The sequence below is a fragment of the Acinetobacter sp. 226-1 genome, from assembly GCF_030329325.1.
Classification (GTDB): Bacteria; Pseudomonadota; Gammaproteobacteria; order Pseudomonadales; family Moraxellaceae; genus Acinetobacter; species Acinetobacter sichuanensis.
The window spans coordinates 202,762-225,335 of record NZ_JACANU010000002.1; the positions used below are offsets into that span (position 1 = coordinate 202,762).

A 22,574-nucleotide genomic window follows, 5' to 3' on the forward strand; every position below is an offset into this window, starting at 1 on the left:
AATATAACGAGAAATATAACTTCTATATATGACGCCTTTTAGGAGAAATATCAAGAATGATCGACAGTTTTTTGCACAGTTATTCACATAAAAACAACGATTTCTTTAACTATGTTCATCACTTAATTGAATCGCTTCAGTTAAAGCTTCATGTAAACGAGCAACAGCAATAATCTGTACACCAGCAATAGGTTTTTGTGGTGCATTGGCACGTGGCACAATAATAAATTTAAAGCCATGTTTGATGGCTTCTTTTAAGCGTTCTTGACCATTCGGTACAGGACGGATTTCACCTGATAAGCCAACTTCTCCAAATACGGCTAATTGTTGGGGAAGTGCTTTGGAACGTAAACTAGAAGCGCATGCCAGTAATACAGCCAAGTCAGAGCCTGTTTCAGTGATTTTTAAGCCACCGACGACATTGACATAAACATCTTGTCCTGAAGTTTGTACACCACCATGTCTGTGCATCACAGCAAGTAACATATTTAAACGGTTTTGCTCTAAGCCTAAGGCTACACGACGGGGTTGACCGTGAGCATCATCTACTAGGGCTTGCACTTCAACCAAAAGTGGGCGTGTACCTTCACGACTGATCATGACCACAGAGCCAGGAATGGCTTCATCATAGCGACTAAGAAAAATTGCTGATGGATTGGCAACTTCTTTTAGCCCTTTGTCTGTCATACCAAACACACCGAGTTCATTCACCGCACCAAAACGGTTTTTCACTGCACGAATCATACGATAACGTGAGTCAGACTGACCTTCAAAATATAGGACACAGTCAACCATATGTTCAAGTACACGAGGACCTGCAAGAGAACCTTCTTTAGTGACATGACCCACAATAAATAAAGCAGTTCCACTATTTTTAGCAAAACGAGTGAGGAGTGCGGCAGATTCACGGATTTGTGAAACACCGCCAGGTGCAGATTGTAGCGTTTCAGTATATAAAGTTTGGATCGAGTCTAAAATTGCAACGGATGGACGCAGTTGCGCCAAGGTTTCACAAATACGCTCTACACAGGTTTCTGCCATAACTTGTAGTTTATCTGTAGGCAGATCTAAACGGTTTGCGCGTAGGGCAACTTGAGAGAGTGATTCTTCACCTGTGACATATAAAGCAGAGTTATTTACAGCCGCCATGTGGGTTGCTGTTTGTAATAAAATGGTCGATTTCCCAATACCAGGATCACCACCAATTAATACAACTGAACCTGTGACCAGACCACCACCAAGAACACGATCAAATTCACTAATTCCCGTTGCTAAGCGTGTTTCATTAGATACTGTGATTTTATTGAGTAAAGTAACATTTGCCGCTTGTCCTGTATAACCACCGCCCATTGGTTTGGCGCGATGTGTTACGGCAGGTTCAATACGTACTTCAGTTAAAGAATTCCATTCACCACAGTCTGAACATTGACCTGCCCATTTAGAATGGTCTGTACCACATTGTTCACAACGATAAACAGTTTTAACTTTAGCCATAAATAAGTTCAGTACACATGAAAATTATTTTGACTATACAATAGATTTTGTTGCTTCCACAGTCAGCCAATCAAAAAGAGCGACTATTTAAGTCGCTCTTATGTGGAAATAGGGGGGGGAAATTTTGAAGTATTTAATACAATTCACCCGATTTACGTTTAGCAATAAAATCTTTGGTTTCTTTGGCAATCACACCAGAAAGTAACAGTAATGCGATTAAGTTTGGTACAGCCATTAAACCGTTAAATGTATCTGCAAATAGCCAAACCAGATCGAGTGTAGCCACAGTTCCCACAAAAACGCTGATGATATAAATAATGCGATAAATCAGAACAAATTTTTCACCAAGTAAATAGGTCGCACATTTTTCACCATAATAGCACCAACCTAAAATAGTCGAATAAGCAAAGAAAATAATCCCAAATGTCACGATCCAACCACCAACACCCGGTAGAAGACGGTCAAAAATCTGTGTGGTGAGTACAGCACCTGTTTCAGCACCAAAACTGTTGCCTGCCATGATATAACCCATGACCAACACAATGCCTGTAATACTACATACAATGATAGTATCAATAAATGTACCTGTCATTGAAACTAGACCTTGACGTACAGGATGATCAGTTTTTGCCGCAGCAGCAGCAATAGGCGCAGAACCCATACCTGCTTCATTGGAAAAGACACCACGGGCAACACCATAACGAATCACAGCACCAATTGCACCACCAGCAACGGCTTCACCTGTAAATGCATCACGAAAAATCAGGCTTAAAGCAGGCATAACCAAATCAAGATTGGATAAAATAATTACTAAACCACCCAGTACATAGCCTATAGCCATGATAGGCACAATAAAAGATGCCGCTTTAGCAATCGATTTAATCCCCCCTAAAATCACAAGAGCAGAAAAAGCAGTGATGGCAATACCCGTGATCCATGTTTGGATACCCAAGCTATTTTCTACAGCTAAAGCGACAGTATTTGATTGCACTGAACTACCAATACCAAATGAAGCTAAAGTACCAAATAGTGCAAAAATTAAAGCCAACCATTTCCATTTTAAGCCACGTTCAATGTAGTACATTGGACCGCCTGATTTTTCGCCTTTTTCATTACTGATTCGATATTTAACAGCTAAAACACCTTCTCCATATTTTGTTGCCATACCGACTAAAGCAGTGATCCACATCCAAAAAACCGCGCCTGGTCCACCAAGTACGCATGCAGTTGCAACCCCTGCAATATTACCTGTACCAATAGTGGCAGATAAGGCGGTCATTAATGCGGCGAATTGAGAAATGTCGCCATCTGCGCTTTTCGCTTTGTCATGTTTGCCAAAAACTTGTTTGAATGCCAAAGGCAATAAACGAAATTGTAAAAACAGTAGCCGAAATGTCAGGAAAATACCTGTACCCACAATAAGGATGAGCATGTATGGACCCCATACCCAGCCGCTAAGTGTTTCCATCAGGGATTGTAAATTTTGCATAATACTTCTTCTTTGTTATTTCCATTCTGAATTTAGCTTAGCTCTAATAAAGCAAAAGCTATGCCATCCGTGTTTTGTTACTTATTATCTTTGAATTCATATCACTGAAATAATATGAACTTTATAAAACAAGCGCATAAGGACATATTGTTTTTTCCAATGATTTCTTTTTTGACATAGATTTATTTAAGTTACAAGTCATTTCAGATTTTAAATTTTGTAGAAATGCAGTCAGTTTTAATGGTTGATTTTTATAGTAATTCGTAAAGTGAAATAAAATCAGTAAATTATTGATTGGTAAAAAATGGAAAACACTTTAAAAACCAGATGTGCAATAAGTAGTCAAGTCGAATATTTTTTTTTATTTTTTTGCAAAATTAAGCTAATTTGTGCGAGTTAACACGAAAGATGAATTAAAAATGTCAAACGGAAATTACACTTCCTCCAATGAAAATGGGGAGCTCGCACGGAGTTTATCCAACCGTCATTTGCAGTTGATTGCAATTGGTGGTGCGATTGGTACGGGGCTGTTTATGGGCTCTGGTTCGACCATTAGTAAAGCGGGTCCTTCGATTTTATTTATTTATATGATTATTGGTTTGATGGTGTTTTTTGTCATGCGCGCGCTTGGCGAATTATTACTTTCTAACTTGAAATATAAGTCGTTTATTGATTTTGCCACTGATTTAATTGGTCCTTGGGCAGGTTATTTTGTTGGATGGACGTATTGGTTGTGCTGGATCACAATCGGAATCGCAGACTTATCAGCCATTATTTATTATTTACAATTTTTTAATGGTGGTGAAGCATTTTCGCCTATTGAAGGGGCAATGATCAGTATTGCTGCAATTTTCTTCATTATGGGGCTGAATCTGGTTACAGTAAAACTTTTTGGTGAGTTAGAGTTTTGGTTTGCATTAATCAAAATTATCGCCATTCTAGTTTTGATTGCTGTAGGTCTGTGGATGATTTTTACTGATTTTACATCTACAACAGGGCATGTCGCTTCATTTACACACTTATGGGATCATGGTGGAATGTTCCCTAAAGGTTTTGATGGTTTTCTTGCGGGTTTCCAAATTGCAATTTTTGCTTTTGTTGGTGTTGAATTAGTCGGGACTACAGCCGCAGAAACCAAAGATCCAGAGAAAAATTTACCAAAAGCAGTGAACTCAATTCCAGTCCGTATCATTATTTTTTATGTATTGGCGTTGGTTATTGTGATGTCAGTAACGCCATGGGATTTGATTGATCCGCAAGTCAGCCCGTTTGTTAATTTATTTAGTCAAGCAGGTATTGCCGCAGCCGCAATTATTATGAATTTAGTGGTGTTATCATCTGTGATGTCATCAATGAACAGCGGTGTCTTTTCTACAAGTCGAATGTTGTTTGGTTTATCTCGTGAAGAACAAGGTCCGAAAGCTTTTGGCAAGTTGAATGGTCGTGCTGTTCCTGCGAATGCTTTGTATTTCTCTGGTGTATGTTTATTATTAGGTGCTGGGTTACAGTATGTTGTACCTGATACTGTGAAAGCATTTACCTTAGCAACAACCTTATCTACAATTTTATTTATCTTGGTTTGGATTATTATTTTGTGGAGTTATTTGGTTTATTATAAAACTCGCCCAGAATTACATCAAAAATCTATTTTCAAATTACCCGGTGGTCCTCTAACGTGTTATGTGGTGATTTTATTCTTTATTGGAATGATTTATGTCCTATCAAAAGATGAAGTTACTGCACAAGCTCTACGTGTTAGTCCAATATGGTTGGTGATTTTAGCCATCGGTTATTTCTTTTTTTATAAGAAAAAATAGTGCTTATTCTTCGTAATGAAATTTTAAAATACCCTATGTTTTCATAGGGTATTTTTTATGCGACAAAGAGTGTCGTTATACTTTTTATGATTTATTTTTTGTTCTAGAAGACAACAAATCTCTATATTAAAATATTGATTCAAAATAAAAAGGGGGAAAATAAACATGAGTCATGATCAAGAATATTTACAAAGACATTTGCAAGACATACAGCGTGTGCATGGACTGGCACATAATTATGAAATTAGAGCAGGATATCAAACATGGTTAAGCTTAATTCAGGAAAAATATCAGCAACAGCCTTCAGCATTGTTGGCATTGTGTGTTGACTATATCGAAAGTTTAGAAGCGGCTTTGCCGATTTCTGAATATAAAATTCATTATGTACCAAGAGCACAAGCGATTGCGAATTTTTATCGAGATCATCCTGAGCAAAGGCAACAACTCATTGCATTATTGAATGAATTATATGATTTGGGTAAACCCTATTTTGTAAGGCAGCATACCTATCATGAATATTTGGTAAAAGGTCTGTTAAATCTCAAAGAGATTTTAGAAAAAACACAAGAATTGTGGAATTTACAACAGCTTTATCATCAGGGAGATTTTCATTTTCCAGCAGGCTTACTTGATTTATTGGATGCATATATTGACCTTTTAGGTCCTTATCAGGATTTGAATTATGATGAACGTGAGCCTTTAATCAAAGGCTTACAATTGCAGATCGTGAAAACATATCCTGAAGAAATTTTAAATTTATTTTTATTTGCGATTGAAAAAGAAGCATATTTTCACTATTGGGTCAGTAAGCAGTTATTTTTTGTGTTAATGGAGCAAAAAGACAAACGTTTAAATCAAGCTGAAATTTTAGAAAAATTAGTGCAAAATTTTGATTTAATTATTCAAAAAATGATTTATGCCAAACCTTTTATTTTACATTTAGCATTTTCAATTGAAAAAGTTGCCAAAGCGCAACAATTGAATCGTGTCATTGTAGATGCGATGGTACAGATTCAGTTTACTAAACATAGTACCCAATCTATAGCTATGCGCCGTTTGGAACAAATTCAACACAAAGTCAGCGAGTTGGCAGTAGCATTTACGCAGCAAAATACACTCAGTTCTGCGCAAAATGCAGATATCGAATATCAATTACCGTTATCTGCGGTGACGCCAAGCAGGGCATTTTATAGTGAGATGCCTTTGGTTTGGGTGGATATTTTACAACAAGAATTTTCAGCTTTTGACGCAGATAAAAAAGCAGATTGGCAGATATTTTGGCAGCATGTAGACAATGTAGGTGCGAAAAAACCCAGTCAAAAATGGTTAAAAAAAGCCGAAGAAATTTTACAGTCATCCATTCAGGATGCTTATGTACAGCGTGTGTCAGGATGGATGACATTGATTGAGCAAAATTCACCGCGAAATATGCGTATATTTGACAGTAAAAATGAAAATACCTTGAAAGGCGTGTTGTGGTTTTTATTGTTATTGCCTACACAACCAGAAGTGATTGCATTATTAAGTCGTGTTGTACAGATTGGTTATCGTAAAATTGCGGGGATCGGTGCAAATAGTACTAATTTAGCAAATACAGCCATCTATGTATTATTACAGTATGGTGAAAGTGGTAGACAAGCCTTGCATGATTTATACAGGTATTTATCTTATGACATTGCTAAAAATGCGATTCAAAAAGCATTAGACAGTGCTGGAGAGCATACAGAATAATTTAGCAAATTTATCAATTTCACTTATGTTAAAAGCCGATGAGTAAATCATAGGCTTTGACTTTTATCATCTGAATGATCACGCTATACTTTGGTCAAACATTGTATTGGATATACAGATGCGCGCTATTTCAAACAAAATCGCTTTGTTGTCAATAAGTCTCTTATTAACAGCGTGTGGTCAATCAGGCGCTTTACAACTTCCAAATGACCCAAATTACGATCAACGTGCAAAATATTTGCTTTATCCAAATGCAGCGCCTAAGGCATCTCATTCAGATCGTAAGGTGACAGATTCAGTCGATGTTGCTGCTGCATCAGAAGTCACCACTAACTAAAGCTTTTATAGTTTTTTATTGAAAGGATACATTCATGAGTTTTTCCCGCATTAATGGGGTATTGCATGCAGAGCAATGTTCTTTAGATCAGCTTGCACAGCAATTTGGCACACCGCTTTATGTCTACTCTAAAGCAACGTTTGAAAAACATTATTTAGATATGGATAAAGCTTTTGCATTTATCGATCATCAAATTTGTTTTGCGGTGAAGTCAAACTCAAATCTTGCGGTATTGAATGTACTGGCAAAACTAGGTTCAGGTTTTGATATTGTGACAGGTGGCGAGCTTGCACGTGTGTTAGCCGCAGGTGGCGATGCTTCAAAAATCGTATTTTCTGGTTTAGGGAAACAAGAAGCAGACATTCAAAAAGCCTTAGAAGTGGGCATTGCTTGTTTTAATGTTGAATCTTATGCTGAACTTGATCGTATTCAAAAAGTTGCAGCACAACTTGGCAAAAAAGCGCCGATTTCTTTACGTGTAAACCCAGATGTAGATGCGAAAACACATCCGTATATTTCAACAGGATTAAAAGAAAATAAATTTGGTATTCCTTCAGATGTCGTTTTTGAAACCTATCAATATGCAGCGTCTTTACCAAATCTTGATGTTGTGGGCATCGACTGTCATATTGGTTCACAGTTAACAGAAACGCAGCCTTTTGTTGATGCACTTGATCGTGTGATTGCCATGATTGAACAGTTGAAAGAACTTGGCATCAATCTAAAACACATCGACATTGGTGGTGGTTTAGGTGTGACTTATAAAGATGAAACACCGCCTACAGTGACTGAATATGCCAATGCAATGCGTCCTGCTTTAGAGAAACTTGGCTTAAAAGTCTATATGGAGCCAGGTCGCAGTATCTCTGCCAATGCAGGTGTGTTATTAACCAAAGTTGATTTGTTGAAACCGACCAATCATCGTAATTTTGCAATTATTGATGCAGCAATGAATGACTTAATTCGTCCGTCTTTATATCAAGCATGGATGGACATTCAAGCAGTTACACCTCGTACCGATGTTGAAACAAAAACATGGGATCTTGTGGGTGCGATTTGTGAAACGGGTGATTTCTTAGGAAAAGAGCGCGATTTAGCATTACAAGAAAATGATATTTTGGCAGTTATGGGTGCAGGGGCTTATGGCTTTGTGATGAGCTCAAACTACAACAGCCGTGGACGTGCTGCTGAAATCATGGTTGATGGCGATCAAGCACATGTGATTCGTCAGCGTGAAACGATTGAATCACTTTGGGAAAATGAACAGTTATTGCCTTAAGGAGTAAATGCAGATGTTATTAGAATTTACTAAAATGCATGGCTTGGGCAATGACTTTATGGTGGTTGACCTGATCAGCCAACGTGCTTTTTTTGATACCGCTACAATTCGTCGTTTGGCTGACCGTCATTTTGGTGTGGGCTTTGACCAACTATTGATCGTTGAGCCACCTGATTTTCCAAACGTCGATTTTAAATATCGTATTTTTAATGCAGATGGTTCTGAAGTCGAACAGTGTGGTAATGGTGTACGTTGTTTTGCGCGTTTTGTACATGAGCGGCAGTTAACCAATAAAACCAAATTTAAGGTACAAACCTGTGCAGGGATTGTAGAGCCTGAGATTGGTGCCAATGGTTGGGTGCGTGTCAATATGGGCTATCCGAAGTTTTTACCTGTTGAAATCCCATTTGTTGCGGAAGAAGCAGATGCTTTATATGACATCGATTTAGCCAATGAACAAAAGTTGACGATTGATGTTGTCAACATGGGAAATCCGCACGCAGTCACCGTGGTTTCTGATGTTTTAACGGCTGATGTTGAAAATATTGGTCGTCAAGTTGAGTCACATGCGCGTTTTCCTCAGCGTGTAAATGCAGGCTTTATGCAAATCATTGATGAAAAACATGCGCGTTTACGTGTCTTTGAACGTGGTGTGGGTGAAACCATGGCATGTGGCACAGGTGCTTGTGCTGCGGCAGTGTCGGGCATACGTCGTGGTTTATTGTCTAATCAAGTGGAAATTGAGCTTGCAGGCGGTACATTGCACATTGAGTGGAAAGAAGGCGATGTGGTTTGGATGACAGGTCCAACTGCAAATGTTTATGAAGGTCGTTTAGATTTACGTTATTTCCAAGGTTGATTGAAAACAGAGTCATTTGAATACGTTCAGATGACTCAACTAAAAATATTTTAAAAATGAAGAATAAAATTTATAAAAAATATAAAGGATAAAATATGAATAATGATCATTCATACTTTAAAATGCCTGCTCATGACATATTTTCTTTGATGTTAAATGAACATATTAAAAATTTTTTTAAGTTTAAAAATAGATTTGAAAATATTTTGTTAAAATATTCATTATTTTTGTCAGATGTACTTATTTTAGATGATGGCGTTGAAGAAAGAATTAATATAGAGCCTATTGCTACATATAAAAATGCAAAGATGATCATTTTATTTGGTCATTTGAGTGTAAAAAAGTTTTTGGAAAATTTAGATAAAATTGATGATCTTCAGTATTTATATATTTTGGATGTAAATCAAACAATTGACTTTCCTCCTCAGTTTAAAAAATTAAAGAAATTATCAACACTCATTTTACAAAATAATACGTTCAAAGCATTACCTGATTCAATTCAAAATTTAGAAAATTTAATAGAACTTGAAATAAATAATTGTTGTTATTTAGATAAACTCCCAAAGAAAATTATAGAGTTAAATCATTTACAGCATCTAGAAATAAGCAATTGCCAAGGTTTTAGAGTATTGCCACCAGAAATTGCGGATTTAAAGAAAATTTACTGTATTCATTTTATAAATTTACCAAATTTGAAAAGTATTTTTGAAATAAAACAAGGGCAATTAAGTCAATTAGGGATGTTTGATATTATAAATTGCCCCGAACTAAAAGAATTACCTGATAGTTTTAATTTACTTGGTCATTTAGAATATATTAAAATTTGTGGATGTTATCAGATTAATCTAAAAAAAGACCAATTTAAAAAACTTCAAAAGCTTTCTTATCTTACATTGGATAATTGTGTTGGCATAACACAATTATCTTTACCTGATTTAACTTTAAACTTTTTGAGTATAGAAATAAATAATTGCGTTAATATTATGTATGATGACATTGTTATTGATGAAAATTTGAATCGATATTTGAGCTATAAAATTGAAATGAATTATCAAGATTTTTGTGATAGAAAAACGATTTTAAAAACACAAAATCATCATCAAAAAAATGCACTTGTATTTCAAAATTTTGCATTAGAGCTAAATGGTATTAGACAAAATATTCAGCAGATTCATCCAAAACTATTCGCATTAACCCATCTAGTTTTTAATGATTTTGATTGTCTCTCCACTGTTCCTAAAGAAATTGCAACACTCAAAAAATTAAAATATTTGACATTCAATAAATGGGTCAATTTAAAGGCGATTCCAATAGAAATTTTTCAACTCAAAAACTTGATAGAATTAAAAGTCATTAGAAGTTATAAACTAAAAAATTTACCCTCAGAACTTGCAGAATTATATGAGTTAAGGATTTTAGATTTATCAGGTTGTAATCATTTGGAAAGTTTACCAGAATCAATTGGTCAGCTGAAGAAGCTCAAAGAACTCAGGTTGGCTAGATGTGAAAAGCTCAAATATTTACCTGATTCAGTGAGATTTTTAGATCAATTAGAGTATTTACATCTTTCAGGTTGTATTCGTTTAACTCAATTGCCTGATTTTACAAGGCTAAAAAAATTAGTGGTACTTCACCTCTCTGGATGTACTGTGAGTGAATTGCCTACAAGTATGAAGCATCTTAGACAATTAGAAGTTTTACATCTTTCTGGGTGTATTCATTTAAAAAAACTGCCCTTATTTTTGTTAGAGCTTAGCTATCTTGAAGAAATATTTATCTCAGGTTGTTGTTCATTGCAAAACTTAGATGAATTTGAAAAACATAATAAACATATCAAAATTATTCAACGAAAGATGATTGGATAGCGTCCAATTGAGAATAAAAATTTTAAAACTTGAGAATTATTGAAATTTGAGTTTTCGTCAAAATGTAAAATCAATACCTGAAAATATCCAATTTACATTGCAAGTAACGGTGCTAGTGTTCAAACTTTGAATATGAATGCGCTAATAACAACACAGCTTGTCACCATCTTGATATACTTTATAAAAATTGACATTATTTTGTGATTATTCTAAATGATGCTTTTCTTTATTTAACATTTCAAGGAAATGACATTGATTGCTTCCTGCCCCAAACAGATTTCTGATATTCCTGAACATTTAAAAAAATGGCTTTATGCTGAAGGTTCGCTTACACAACAACTGACTGAATTTGCAGGTGGTGTATTTAAGGTTGTGCCTACTCAGGAACATTTCCAACGTTTAACATTTATTGATAGTCAATGGATGCAGATGCCGTATCAACATACAGCATGGGTACGTGAAAGCCTTTTATATGGTTGTGATGCAGATGCATGGGTCAAAGCAAAAAGTATTTTCCCGATTTTAAGCTTACAAAAACGTGCTCGTTTATTTCAGCATATTGGGCGACAACCTATAGGTCGATTTTTATTTCAACGTACACAACCAGCGTGTGAACGTCGAGTGTTATTTTTGGAAGATGGCTGGACACGTCAAAGTTGTTATATTTGGCATGGCTGTAAATTTATTGTGCAAGAAACTTTCCTACCTACTTTTGAACAATTTATTGAAAGTAAGTCATTGAAATAAGGTGTTATATTTTCATGAGAACTCTGCAACAAACCTCATGGCGTGATCGTTTAGAAGCTTATTATTATTTGTGCCGTTTTGATAAACCAATTGGTACAGAGTTGGTTTTTTGGCCAACGATGTGGGCGTTATGGATTGCAGCAGGGGGAATTCCTGATCTTGTGACATTAACTGCTATGGTATTAGGTACGATTTTCATGCGTGCAGCAGGTTGTGCAATTAATGATTTTGCAGATCGCAAGGTAGATGCGCATGTAGAGCGAACCAAAAATAGACCTTTAGCCACAGGTGTAATCTCAGCCAAAGAAGCAATTTGGGTTTTTATTGCCTTGGTGGCTGCAAGTGCTTGTACATTGTTTTTCTTACCGATTGCAACATTCTATTGTGCATTGGCAGGTTTGGTATTGGCATTTATTTATCCATTTATGAAACGCTATACGCATTTACCACAAGTGGTTTTAGGCATGGCATTCTCATGGGGTATTCCAATGTCTTTTACAGCGATGGGCAAGCCTTTGGATTGGTCATGTTGGTTACTTTATTTTGGTAATTTGGCTTGGACAGTGGCTTATGATACACAATATGCGATTACTGACCGTGAATATGATTTAAAAATTGGTGTGAAGTCGACAGCCATTTTATTTGGTAAATATGACATCGAAATTATTTCACTGTTACAAGCGATCAGCGTACTTTTAATTGGTGCAACTTTATATTTAGAAAATTTATTATTTCCTTATGGCTTGATTGCTTTAGTTATTGTTGTTGCAGATTTTATTTATCAATGGACAAAAACCAACGATCGTGATCCACAACGCTGTTTTTGGGCATTTCGTCATAATCGTTGGGTGGGGTTTATTATCTTTGTCGGTATATTTATTGCTTTATATTTTAAAAATTAAAAATTTAAAGACAAACGATGAAAACATTACATTTTCATGGAAAGTACCCTAGTAAGGTACTTTTTTTTGTGTTTTATTAGGTAAGTGCTCATGAAGGGCGAAAAAACAACAATGAGGATGTAACTATGCAACACTTACTTAAAAAATCACTTATCGCACTGAGTTGTAGTTCGGTTCTCTTTTTTGCGGGGTGTAATGACGATGATGATGACTTTAACTTTATAGTAGATTCAAAGACTAAAACATTTACAGTTGATAATGATGTGGCAAATGTTGTGAATACACACGATATTTTTACTTATACAATGCCAAGTGTATTAAATAAAGATATCAGTGCAACGACCCTAGTCTTTACACCGAAAGGTACAGTACCAACAGGTGGTTGGCCTGTGGTTGTATGGGCTCATGGTACAACGGGTGCTGCTGACCAATGTGCACCATCTGCGAATGCTTTAGATGGACTTGAAAAAAGCCTAATTATGGCTTTAGTTCAAAGAGGATATGCTGTTGTTGCACCAGACTATGAAGGTTTAGGTAATAAGAATGTTGCACATCCGTACCTCAATTTACAAAGTGCTGCAAAATCAATTTTATTTGCTTTAGATGAGGCAAATAAACATTATGGCAATTTATCTAAAAACTGGAGTGTGATTGGTTGGTCTCAAGGTGGGCATGCTGCTTTAGCTGCGGCTGAATATAGCAAAGCATTACCAAATTATAATTTTAAAGGCACAGTGGCGATTGCACCAGCATCTTATTTAGGTGAAACACTTGATTTGGGTATGCAAGTTGCAAATCAATATGCGCTTGCAGGTGATGCTGTGCAGGCGACAAAAATAGGTGCAACTTTATATACCTATGCTGCAATTGTCAGCTCAGGAATCAAAGCAGGATCAACAACCTTTAAATATAATCAAGCATTTATTGATGCAAAAGTACCTTTAGCAGAACAAGCGGAAAGTTTGTGTTCACCTGAGTTAGCCGTTAAATTTGGTGAGGATATTCAAAAAACTTTACAGTCCAATGGCGGCAATTTTAGTAAATATCAAGCACTGCAAACAAACTTTAAAACAGATCCTGATGTTGCACATTATTTAGCAGATAATACACCTGCCAAAGTGAAACTTGAAAAGCCAGTATATATTTATCAAGGTAAAGCTGATACCACAGTCCCATATCTCATTACAGAACAATTGGCTGCAAATATGGCTGCGAAAAAAACCGATGTTAAATTGCAGCTTTTAGAAGGAAAAACTCATAGCACGGCTGTATCTGACAATATTCCACTATTAGTGAATACTGTAGATAGTTTGATGAAACAATAATTTAGTCTTATAAAAAATAAGGAGCTATATGCTCCTTATTTTTTTTTCATATTAAATGTTGAGTTATTTCTGTAGAGCTTTTAAATCTTCTAAAACAATTTCAGCATGTCCTGCTGCTTTGACTTTGCGATATTCTTTAACCAATTGACCTTTATGGAAAATAAAAGTAGAGCGTTCGATGCCCATGACTTTTTTACCGTACATATTTTTTTCTTTAATGACATCAAAATGCTGACATAACACTTCATCTTTGTCACTAATCAAGTCAATCGTTAAAGCCTGTTTTTCAGTAAAGTTCTGATGCGTTTTTACTGAGTCACGAGAAACCCCAATAATTGTAGTATTTAAAGCATCAAATTGATCTTTTAAACAAGAAAATCCAACGGCTTGTGTCGTACAACCTGGCGTATTATCTTTTGGATAAAAATAAATGATTAACCAATCCGTTGATTGTTCAGAAAGGTTAATTTCACCTGTCGTACTTAAAAAAATTTGTGTTGGGAGTTGAATCGTTTCAGTCATGCTCATTCCTTAAAATGTTGTTCATGCTCTAGTTTCAATGTTAAAAAAGCATAATTTTCATGATACAGAATATCACCTTTAACCACAGAAAGTGGTTGTTTGAAAATAGGTGCATCAATCATAGTCGTATGAAATTCACCTGCTTCACCACATGGGTCGATATGACGTGCTAATAATTCATCAACAAAGCTTTGATCTAAAACACGCCCAAGGTCTTCAACTTTCATACCTAGATTTAAGTTAATAGTAACTACAATACATTTAAAATTTAATGAAATAAGTTCCTTTACAACCTCAAGACGTGGTTTTTGCCATAAAGGCATACATAACTCGATATCTTGACGGTCACAAATAGATTGATTCCATTGCGCATGTCCAAGTAAATCAATATCTCCTGTGACTAAAATCTCAGCGCCATATTGTTTTGCTTCATCTAGCATGTGTAAAAACTCATGCTCATAATTTTCCCATGTGGCGGCTGCTTTTAAAATAGGCAAACCTAATGCTGCAGCTTGCGCATCAATAATTTCAAGAGGCATTGCATGGGAGCGTGAACGTAGACCTTGTTCTTCTAGCATGATCATTAAAGCAACTGGTGTACCTGTTTGCATTGCATGATAAAGCGCAAGGCTGCTGTCTTTACCACCACTATAAGACGCAACAAATTTACGCTGTTGCAAGGGTTTTGGAATAAATTTGTGCATAATACGATCTAATTGATTGACCCCAAATGATAAAAAAGCCTGCATAAAGCAGGCTTTTACACATACCAAATTTTATTTTTGTGCTTGAGCAGCTTTCATTGCAGCTTCAGTTAAAGTTTTTAATTTACCTGTTAACTGAGGGCCAAAGCATGATTGAAGTTCTTGATTTTGTTTTTGAACAAAAGCTAAAGTTGATGGGCTTTTCTTTTGATTGATGGCACTTTGAATTTGCCATTTTTGGTCATTGGTTAATTTACCATCGGACTCAATTGCACAAGAACAATATTTGCTGACTTCAGCACTGGTTAACTTACCGCCTTTTGCAGTTTCAGTTTTACATACACCAATCAATGCAGACTTTACGTTGCTGCTTTTATATGCTTGTTGTAATGCATTATTGTCTGCCTGAGCCGTAGTACCAAACAATGCTACTGTAGAAAATAAAGTTGAAAGAATGAGACCCGATTTTAAGTTTTTCATAAACTGTACCTTGTTATTACTGTATATAACGTGTTGGGTCGGTAACACCTGCATCATTAAAACCTTGTTTTCTAAGGCGGCAGCTATCACATATTCCACAAGCACGTCCTTGGTCATCTGCTTGATAGCATGAGACCGTTTGACTATAGTCTACGCCATGTTCTATGCCTAAGCGTATTATATTCGCTTTGGATAAATGTAACAGAGGTGTTTCAAATTTAAGTGGTTTTCCTTCAACACCGACTTTAGTTGCAAGACGTGCCATATTGGCAAAAGCGTCAATAAATTCAGGGCGACAGTCAGGATATCCTGAATAATCAACAGCATTAATGCCAATGACAATGGCTTGAGCGTCGAAAACTTCTGCGGCAGCGAGTGCATAAGAGAGGAAAATCGTGTTACGTGCTGGAACATAAGTTACAGGAATACCATCGGTTTCATGATCTGGAATGTCAATGTTATGGTCTGTAAGGGCTGAGCCACCTAAGTTACCTAAATCTATGTTAATCACACGATGTTCAACACCCGCTTGTTGAGCGATGGCACGAGCCGCATCTAACTCGGTTGTTGAACGTTGACCATACATAAAGCTTAGCGCAATACAGTCATAATTTGCTTGCGCCCAAGCTAAGCAGGTTGTTGAGTCTAAGCCACCAGATAATAAGACTACGGCACGAGAGCGCATATTTTAACTCCAAATATTGAACTTTTTCAAAAAGATAGATTATTACTTCAAAATGAAATTACACATTTATTGAAAAATAACAATCATCAGAAAAAGTAATGCATCAAAAAATAAAGGTATTAACGACCAGTTTCATCATTCCAAAGCAGTTTATGCAATTGTAATTGGAAACGTACAGGGAGATGGTCTTCTAAAATCCATTGTGCCAAGTCACGTGCCAATTGAGGTAAACGGACAGCACCTTTTTCTACAGCGAAAGCGGGCGAGAACCAAACAGTACTCACTTTTTGGTTTAAAGCAAAATCTGTCACTTGCTGTTTTGCCCATTCATAATCTTCACGATTACAAATAACAAATTTAATTTGGTCGAGTTGAGTTAAATGATCAAGATTGCTGATTAAATTACGCTGCATTTCACCTGATGTTGGTGTTTTTAGATCAAGCACTTTAGATACACGAGTATCTACTTTAGACACATCTAAAGCACCACTGGTTTCTAGCGATACATGACAGCCTAAGTCAGCAAGACGAGTCATTAAGGGAAGTGCATTGGGTTGAGCAAGTGGCTCGCCCCCAGTAACACAAATATAAGGTGTTTTAAAATCTAAAGTCGTTTGAATAATGTGGTCTAAAGATTGACGTTCGCCACCTTCAAAAGAATACGTTGTATCACAATACGTGCAACGTAATGGGCAACCTGTGAGGCGAATAAATACCGTAGGCAAACCAGCAGCATTGGCTTCACCTTGTAAAGAATAAAAAATCTCCGTGATACGTAGCCCCGCAGACGGATCAGAAACAGGAATAGTTGAAGAACGTAGAGAATTCATGACTTTTACCACAGATTACAAAGAGTGCCACAGCTTACAAAATAAAAATCTCCACGCTCATCACTGAGCGTAGAGATGAGGAAGGACTAAATTTTATTTAAAAATGAATAGAAACTTAGTCTTCGCGAAGTAAGTCGTTCAAGCTGGTTTTAGAACGAGTTTGAGCATCAACTTTCTTCACAATAATAGCAGCATATAAACTATAAGTACCGCATTTAGAAGGTAGGCTACCTGCAACAACAACTGAACCTGCTGGTACGCGACCATAATGGATTTCACCAGTTGCACGATCATAGATTTTTGTTGATTGACCAATGAAGACACCCATTGAAATCACAGAACCTTCTTCAACGATAACACCTTCAACAATTTCAGAACGTGCACCAATAAAACAGTTATCTTCAATAATTGTTGGGTTTGCTTGAAGTGGCTCTAATACACCACCAATACCCACACCACCAGAAAGATGAACATTTTTACCAATTTGAGCGCATGAACCTACAGTTGCCCATGTATCAACCATTGTGCCTTCATCTACATAAGCACCAATGTTGACATAAGAAGGCATCAAGACCACATTTTTTGCTTGGAAAGAGCCTTTACGTGCAACAGCAGGAGGAACAACACGAACACCCGCTTCTTGGAATTGTGTTTCAGTCCAGCCTTTAAATTTAGTATCAACTTTGTCGTAAAAACGAAGATCACAAGATTCAATTGGCTTATTGTCATTGATTTTAAATGACAATAAAACAGCTTTTTTAAGCCATTGGTGAACAACCCATTCACCATCAATTTTTTCTGCTACACGAAGTGAGCCATTATCTAAACCTGCAATTGCTTCCTCAACTGCTTGGCGAATTTCTGCTGGACATGTTGCAGCAGTGAAATTAGCACGGTCTTCAAATGCTTGCTCAATAAGAGTGGAAAGCTGAGACATGATCTTTTTCCAAAAAAGTTTGCCGAAGATTCTACACCAAAAGTGATTAAATGAGATAAAAAAACAGCTTTTTCTAGAAAAATATCATACTGGAAAAAGGTTGTATTGCATAAGCATAAAAATACTAGTTTTGTATAGATGTAAAGCACCTAAAAACAAATAATTATGCATAATTGTATCAAAAGTTAACAAAAGTTAATCAATATGCATATTTTTTGATAGGTAATTTTTACATATTATAAATTTGAGTCAAAAATATACGAATGATTAAAGAAGAAATGCTTTCTGAGGAGACATCTATGAAAATGTTAAAAGTATTAGCGGTAGCAACAGCATTATCTGCATCTTGTTTTGCTATGGCTGATGACCAAGTTGTACATAGTGGTTATACATTTGATAAAAGCCAACTCATTCCAACAGGTGTACGTGCTGAAGTTGGTACAACAGGTTATGGTGGTGCCTTACTTTGGACTGCTAATCCATACGTAGGTTTGGCTTTAGGTTATAATGGCGGTGATATTTCATGGTCAGATGATGTTAAAGTAAATGGCTCAACATATGATATGGATATGGATAACAGCCTTGCTTATTTAAATGCTGAATTCCGCCCTTGGGGTGCAAGTCAAAATGTATGGGCTCAAGGTTTATATGTAGCAGCGGGTGTAGGCTATGTTGATAACGATTATGATCTAAACCGTAATGTAAACGCTGGTCGTAATTTTACTGTGAATCATAAAGACTTCCAAGCAGGTCCTAATGGTACACAAATTAAAGGTAATTTATCATATGATAATGATATAGCACCTTATGTTGGTCTTGGTTTTGCGCCAAAAATTACTAAAAACATCGGCGTTTTTGGTGAAGTAGGTGCTTACTATACAGGTAATCCAAAAGTAAACCTTCAAGCGGTATCTGGTTCAGCTAGCTCAACTGTAGGTCATAATTTAGATCAAGAACTTGCAAATGAATCTAATAAAATTGCAAATGATGATAAATATGAATGGATGCCTGTAGGTAAAGTTGGTGTGAGTTACCACTGGTAAAACAAGCCTTCTTTCATACATAAAAAACGAGCTTCGGCTCGTTTTTTTGATTTTTACGCATTCAATCTTAAATGTTCGATAATTAAAAAAAATGTCCTATACGTAAACCATAGGCAATAGCATCATTGTTATTGACAGTGTTTAGGTTGGTATTTTGATTACCTGTAATTAAGGTTGATTGATTCATTACATCAGCTTTTTGTAGTTTAAAATATTTAATACCTGTTGCGATGAAACTCTTAGGTCGTGGGTAATACATAACACCTAAAGCGAAAGCATAATAGCCATCTGATGGGTTTAAGGTTCCTGCGGGATTTCCTGTCCCTGAATCCCATGAAGCATCTGTAGACATGACCCATTGTTCAGTAAAACGATGCGCAATACCTAACTTCGCAGACCATTGATCATCTTGATAATCAATTAAGTTAAAATGTTGTACTAAATCTGGATATTGTTCTACCACTGTATTTAAAATAGCATCAAATTGAGTGGGTTGGATTTCAAAATTTTTCCAATTAACCCAACGTAATGAACTATAGAGCAAGTTATTTGTATTCAGTGCTGACCTAAAATCAATATTAATAGATTGTGGTGTTTTAATTGTTGTTGATTGCTCTGGAGTATAGAGCAAAGTTTGCCCCTGAATACTTTCATTAATATGTGATTGATGTTTGATTTCAGAACGATAAGTAATCGCTGCTTGTAAGGCATATTCTGGTCGCTGATAACTTAAGCCTGCAATCCAACCTAAGGCTGTATCAGGTTTAAATTGAGCCTCATAACCACTCATCACCGAATAGGATAAGCCATTTAGATTTAAATAACCTTTAAAATCTTGAATTGCAAAGCCTGAATAAATATTCCAATTCGGTGTGGGTTGATAGCCAAAAATACTGGAAAGGTTATGACTATTAACATCGAATTGAGCGGATTCTAAAGACTGTTTTCCAAGTGTTGTATGTGGTGAATAATCATATTTTAAGTTTGCTGCGTAAGGTTGGTCATAAATAAAAGCCAAGGATAATTTAGGTTGATATTGAATTTTGATTGCGGCATTGAGCATAGAATAAGGTTGAATTAAGTCACCTGTTGAAAAATCTTGTACGCCAATTTTTTGTAATTCTTCTTGATGACTGACTTGACCTGATACATTGGCATGCAGTTGTGCGTAAGATAATTCTAAATAGTTACCACCTTCTAAAAAGGCGTGAATAGATTGGTCTGATTTTTCCAATCCAGCAGCCATGCAAAATACAGGTAGCATTCCTAACGAAGCTGTCCCTAACCACTGAATATTCATGTAATGACCTTAACCTTAATCTTAAAAAGTAAATTGGTTTTTTTTTATACAAATATTTTAGGTCTATTTTTTATAATGTGCAATAATTAGAGTGAATAATTGTATGATTTTGAATGTGAAAATTAAAAAGAGAGCAATAGTGCTCTCTTTTATATAAATCTGTTCACTATGCGTCTATTTAGTCTTCAGGGTAGGCGATTTTCTTGAGTGCTTTAATATCAGCTTCAGGTGAGCATAGAGAAATAAACTCATAACCATAACCACGTAGCAAATGCCCTTTACGTACAGCAATCCATGTCGTATTGATTCCAAAAATATCGGTATCAATTTGTTTTAAACGATGGTCGCGTTCTGGGTCATAAGCGACATCATTGACAATACCGACACCCATACCTAGTTCGACATAAGTTTTGATGACATCAGCATCTAGTGCTGACATCACAATATCAACATCTAACTCGGCATCTTGAAAGGCTTTGTCGATTTTAGAACGACCTGTAAACCCACCGTGATAGGTAATAATTGGATATTCTGCCAATTTTTCTAGTGTAATTTCTTTCGCGTCAAGTTTACTCAGAGGATGATCTTGTGGCGTAATAATACTGTGTTTCCATTCATAAAATGGAACGCTACCTAAATTATCTTCGGTGGTGAGTGACTCAGTTGCAATACCAATATCAGCTAAACCAAGAAGTAGCATTTCAGAGATTTCAACAGGACTCGCTTGTTGTAAAATCAGATGAACTTTAGGAAAAGCTTTTTTAAACAAATTAACGATTGGAGGTAACACATAACGTGCTTGTGTATGTGTTGTTGCAATAGTTAATGTGCCTTCATCCACTTTATTAAAATCATCAGCAAGACGTTTAATATTATCTGCATCGATGAGCATGCGTTCAACAATACTCAGTAAAGCTTGTCCAGGTTCAGTTAAACCTAATAAACGTTTACCTTTGCGTACAAATAATTGCACACCGAGTTCATCTTCTAAATCTTTAATATGTTTACTTACACCTGACTGTGAGGTGTATAAAGCAGCAGAAGCTTCAGTTAAATTATAATTTTGTCGAACCGTTTCTCGAATAATTCGTAATTGTTGAAAGTTCATTGTGTGGATACCTCAATCATGGATGAGTGTAGATCACTCACCCGTATAGCGCATTATGCAACTTGATTTTCAAATAAGTGTAAAGTAGATGGACTGACCCAAACAGTTTGATTTGGTCGAAATTTGTGTAATTTAGCTTCTTCAGAATTTAGAGAAATTTCAATGAGATTACCTTGACGATCATGTAACTCAGCCATGATTTTTCCTGCAATCCAAACCTCACGTAAAAATGTCGCTTGAATGGCATTTTCTGTAGGTTGAGTATGAATGATGAGTTCATCAGGTCGAGCGAAAGCAATAATCTTGCCATTTGCTGTATTTTGCGCTGCTGCAAGTCGAATCGTATCTTCACCTAAATGAATGACACCTTGACGATTTTCACCTTCAAAGCGGTTTGCTTGACCTAAGAAGTCAAAAACAAATGGTGTTGCAGGTCTTTCATAAACTTCACGAGGTGAACCGATTTGTTCAATATCACCTTTATTCATCACAACAATTTGGTCAGCAACTTCTAACGCTTCTTCTTGGTCATGTGTGACAAAAATAGAGGTAATATGTAATTCATCATGTAAAGTACGCAACCAACGACGTAATTCTTTACGTACTTTAGCATCTAATGCGCCAAAGGGTTCATCAAGTAATAATACACGAGGCTCTACAGCTAAGGCACGTGCCAAAGCAATACGTTGGCGTTGACCACCTGAAAGCTGTGCAGGATAACGGTCAGCTAAAAAACCAAGTTGAACTAAATCCAATAAACGAGTGACACGTTTTTTAATTTCTGCTTCGCTAGGACGCGTTGCGCGTGGACGAACACGTAAACCAAAAGCGACATTATCGTACACAGTCATATGACGAAATAGCGCATAGTGCTGAAATACAAAACCGACTTGACGTTCACGAACATGAACATTGGTAGCATCTTGTCCTTCAAGTACGATTTGCCCACGATCTGCGGACTCTAAGCCAGCAATGATACGTAATAAAGTGGTTTTACCGCAGCCAGAAGGACCGAGTAATGCGACCAATTGACCATCTGGAAAATCTAAAGTGATATCTTTTAGTGCATGGAATGCACCAAAATGTTTTTCAATATTTTTAACTTGAATACTCATGAGGT

At 36.3% G+C, this 22,574-nt stretch carries 21 protein-coding genes; 10 read left to right on the forward strand and 11 right to left on the reverse strand.

Features of this window, described 5'->3' with window-relative positions:
* Positions 1 to 105 precede the first annotated feature (105 nt).
* Both radA and HX124_RS04405 read right to left on the reverse strand, forming a co-directional pair.
* On the reverse strand, positions 106 to 1,494 hold the full coding sequence (gene radA / locus HX124_RS04400; RefSeq protein WP_107007061.1) for a DNA repair protein RadA: 1,389 nt from the start codon (positions 1,492 to 1,494) through the stop codon (positions 106 to 108).
* Positions 1,495 to 1,627: 133 nt separating this feature from the next.
* A complete protein-coding gene (locus HX124_RS04405) occupies positions 1,628 to 2,983 on the reverse strand; it encodes an alanine/glycine:cation symporter family protein (RefSeq protein ID WP_286376727.1) in 1,356 nt (451 codons plus the stop codon).
* Between the two features lie 419 nt (positions 2,984 to 3,402).
* On the opposite strand from HX124_RS04405, the gene HX124_RS04410 reads away from it, so the two are divergent.
* The 9 genes from HX124_RS04410 to HX124_RS04450 all read left to right on the forward strand — a co-directional run bounded on the left by HX124_RS04410 (position 3,403) and on the right by HX124_RS04450 (position 13,845).
* The gene (locus tag HX124_RS04410) at positions 3,403 to 4,800 is read left to right on the forward strand and encodes an amino acid permease (protein ID WP_107007063.1); all 1,398 of its coding nucleotides are present in this window, start codon (positions 3,403 to 3,405) and stop codon (positions 4,798 to 4,800) included.
* A gap of 165 nt (positions 4,801 to 4,965) precedes the next feature.
* Positions 4,966 to 6,531, forward strand: coding sequence for a hypothetical protein (locus tag HX124_RS04415; RefSeq protein WP_286382064.1), 1,566 nt, complete (start codon positions 4,966 to 4,968; stop codon positions 6,529 to 6,531).
* Between the two features lie 118 nt (positions 6,532 to 6,649).
* Positions 6,650 to 6,868: an LPS translocon maturation chaperone LptM gene (lptM, locus tag HX124_RS04420; protein WP_107007065.1), complete on the forward strand. Its 219-nt coding sequence runs from the start codon at positions 6,650 to 6,652 to the stop codon at positions 6,866 to 6,868.
* 34 nt (positions 6,869 to 6,902) lie between these two features.
* Positions 6,903 to 8,147, forward strand: coding sequence for a diaminopimelate decarboxylase (gene lysA, locus HX124_RS04425; RefSeq protein ID WP_286382065.1), 1,245 nt, complete (start codon positions 6,903 to 6,905; stop codon positions 8,145 to 8,147).
* A gap of 13 nt (positions 8,148 to 8,160) precedes the next feature.
* Positions 8,161 to 9,006, forward strand: a complete 846-nt coding sequence (gene dapF / locus HX124_RS04430) for a diaminopimelate epimerase (RefSeq protein ID WP_107007067.1) — start codon at positions 8,161 to 8,163, stop codon at positions 9,004 to 9,006.
* A 95-nt stretch (positions 9,007 to 9,101) separates the two neighbouring features.
* Positions 9,102 to 10,871, forward strand: a complete 1,770-nt coding sequence (locus tag HX124_RS04435; protein ID WP_286382066.1) for a leucine-rich repeat domain-containing protein — start codon at positions 9,102 to 9,104, stop codon at positions 10,869 to 10,871.
* A 246-nt stretch (positions 10,872 to 11,117) separates the two neighbouring features.
* On the forward strand, positions 11,118 to 11,618 hold the full coding sequence (locus tag HX124_RS04440) for a chorismate--pyruvate lyase family protein (protein WP_107007068.1): 501 nt from the start codon (positions 11,118 to 11,120) through the stop codon (positions 11,616 to 11,618).
* A gap of 14 nt (positions 11,619 to 11,632) precedes the next feature.
* A complete protein-coding gene (gene ubiA / locus HX124_RS04445; RefSeq protein WP_286382067.1) occupies positions 11,633 to 12,520 on the forward strand; it encodes a 4-hydroxybenzoate octaprenyltransferase in 888 nt (295 codons plus the stop codon).
* A 125-nt stretch (positions 12,521 to 12,645) separates the two neighbouring features.
* Entirely contained in the window at positions 12,646 to 13,845 is a 1,200-nt protein-coding gene (locus HX124_RS04450; RefSeq protein ID WP_286382068.1) for an alpha/beta hydrolase family protein, read from the forward strand.
* Positions 13,846 to 13,908: 63 nt separating this feature from the next.
* On the opposite strand, the gene HX124_RS04455 is transcribed toward HX124_RS04450, so the two are convergent.
* The 6 genes from HX124_RS04455 to dapD form a co-directional block, all read right to left on the reverse strand.
* The gene (locus HX124_RS04455; RefSeq protein ID WP_286382069.1) at positions 13,909 to 14,367 is read right to left on the reverse strand and encodes a peroxiredoxin; all 459 of its coding nucleotides are present in this window, start codon (positions 14,365 to 14,367) and stop codon (positions 13,909 to 13,911) included.
* Between the two features lie 2 nt (positions 14,368 to 14,369).
* Positions 14,370 to 15,071, reverse strand: a complete 702-nt coding sequence (locus HX124_RS04460) for a Dph6-related ATP pyrophosphatase (protein ID WP_213069626.1) — start codon at positions 15,069 to 15,071, stop codon at positions 14,370 to 14,372.
* Positions 15,072 to 15,143: 72 nt separating this feature from the next.
* The gene (locus HX124_RS04465) at positions 15,144 to 15,551 is read right to left on the reverse strand and encodes a hypothetical protein (RefSeq protein WP_107007073.1); all 408 of its coding nucleotides are present in this window, start codon (positions 15,549 to 15,551) and stop codon (positions 15,144 to 15,146) included.
* 16 nt (positions 15,552 to 15,567) lie between these two features.
* Positions 15,568 to 16,236, reverse strand: coding sequence for a 7-cyano-7-deazaguanine synthase QueC (gene queC / locus HX124_RS04470; RefSeq protein WP_107007074.1), 669 nt, complete (start codon positions 16,234 to 16,236; stop codon positions 15,568 to 15,570).
* Positions 16,237 to 16,355: 119 nt separating this feature from the next.
* Entirely contained in the window at positions 16,356 to 17,066 is a 711-nt protein-coding gene (gene queE, locus HX124_RS04475) for a 7-carboxy-7-deazaguanine synthase QueE (RefSeq protein WP_286382070.1), read from the reverse strand.
* Positions 17,067 to 17,181: 115 nt separating this feature from the next.
* Positions 17,182 to 18,003 (reverse strand): 2,3,4,5-tetrahydropyridine-2,6-dicarboxylate N-succinyltransferase, encoded by an 822-nt coding sequence (dapD, locus tag HX124_RS04480; RefSeq protein ID WP_107007076.1) that lies wholly within the window; start codon positions 18,001 to 18,003, stop codon positions 17,182 to 17,184.
* Positions 18,004 to 18,302: 299 nt separating this feature from the next.
* On the opposite strand from dapD, the gene carO reads away from it, so the two are divergent.
* A complete protein-coding gene (carO, locus tag HX124_RS04485) occupies positions 18,303 to 19,046 on the forward strand; it encodes an ornithine uptake porin CarO (protein WP_107007077.1) in 744 nt (247 codons plus the stop codon).
* 82 nt (positions 19,047 to 19,128) lie between these two features.
* Here carO and HX124_RS04490 read toward each other — a convergent pair whose 3' ends face one another.
* The 3 genes from HX124_RS04490 to HX124_RS04500 all read right to left on the reverse strand — a co-directional run bounded on the left by HX124_RS04490 (position 19,129) and on the right by HX124_RS04500 (position 22,569).
* The gene (locus HX124_RS04490; RefSeq protein WP_286382071.1) at positions 19,129 to 20,346 is read right to left on the reverse strand and encodes an outer membrane protein transport protein; all 1,218 of its coding nucleotides are present in this window, start codon (positions 20,344 to 20,346) and stop codon (positions 19,129 to 19,131) included.
* A 178-nt stretch (positions 20,347 to 20,524) separates the two neighbouring features.
* On the reverse strand, positions 20,525 to 21,454 hold the full coding sequence (locus HX124_RS04495; RefSeq protein ID WP_107007079.1) for a CysB family HTH-type transcriptional regulator: 930 nt from the start codon (positions 21,452 to 21,454) through the stop codon (positions 20,525 to 20,527).
* 53 nt (positions 21,455 to 21,507) lie between these two features.
* Positions 21,508 to 22,569 carry a sulfate/molybdate ABC transporter ATP-binding protein gene (locus HX124_RS04500; RefSeq protein ID WP_107007080.1) on the reverse strand — a complete coding sequence of 354 codons (1,062 nt, stop codon included), beginning with the start codon at positions 22,567 to 22,569 and terminating at the stop codon, positions 21,508 to 21,510.
* Positions 22,570 to 22,574 lie beyond the last annotated feature (5 nt).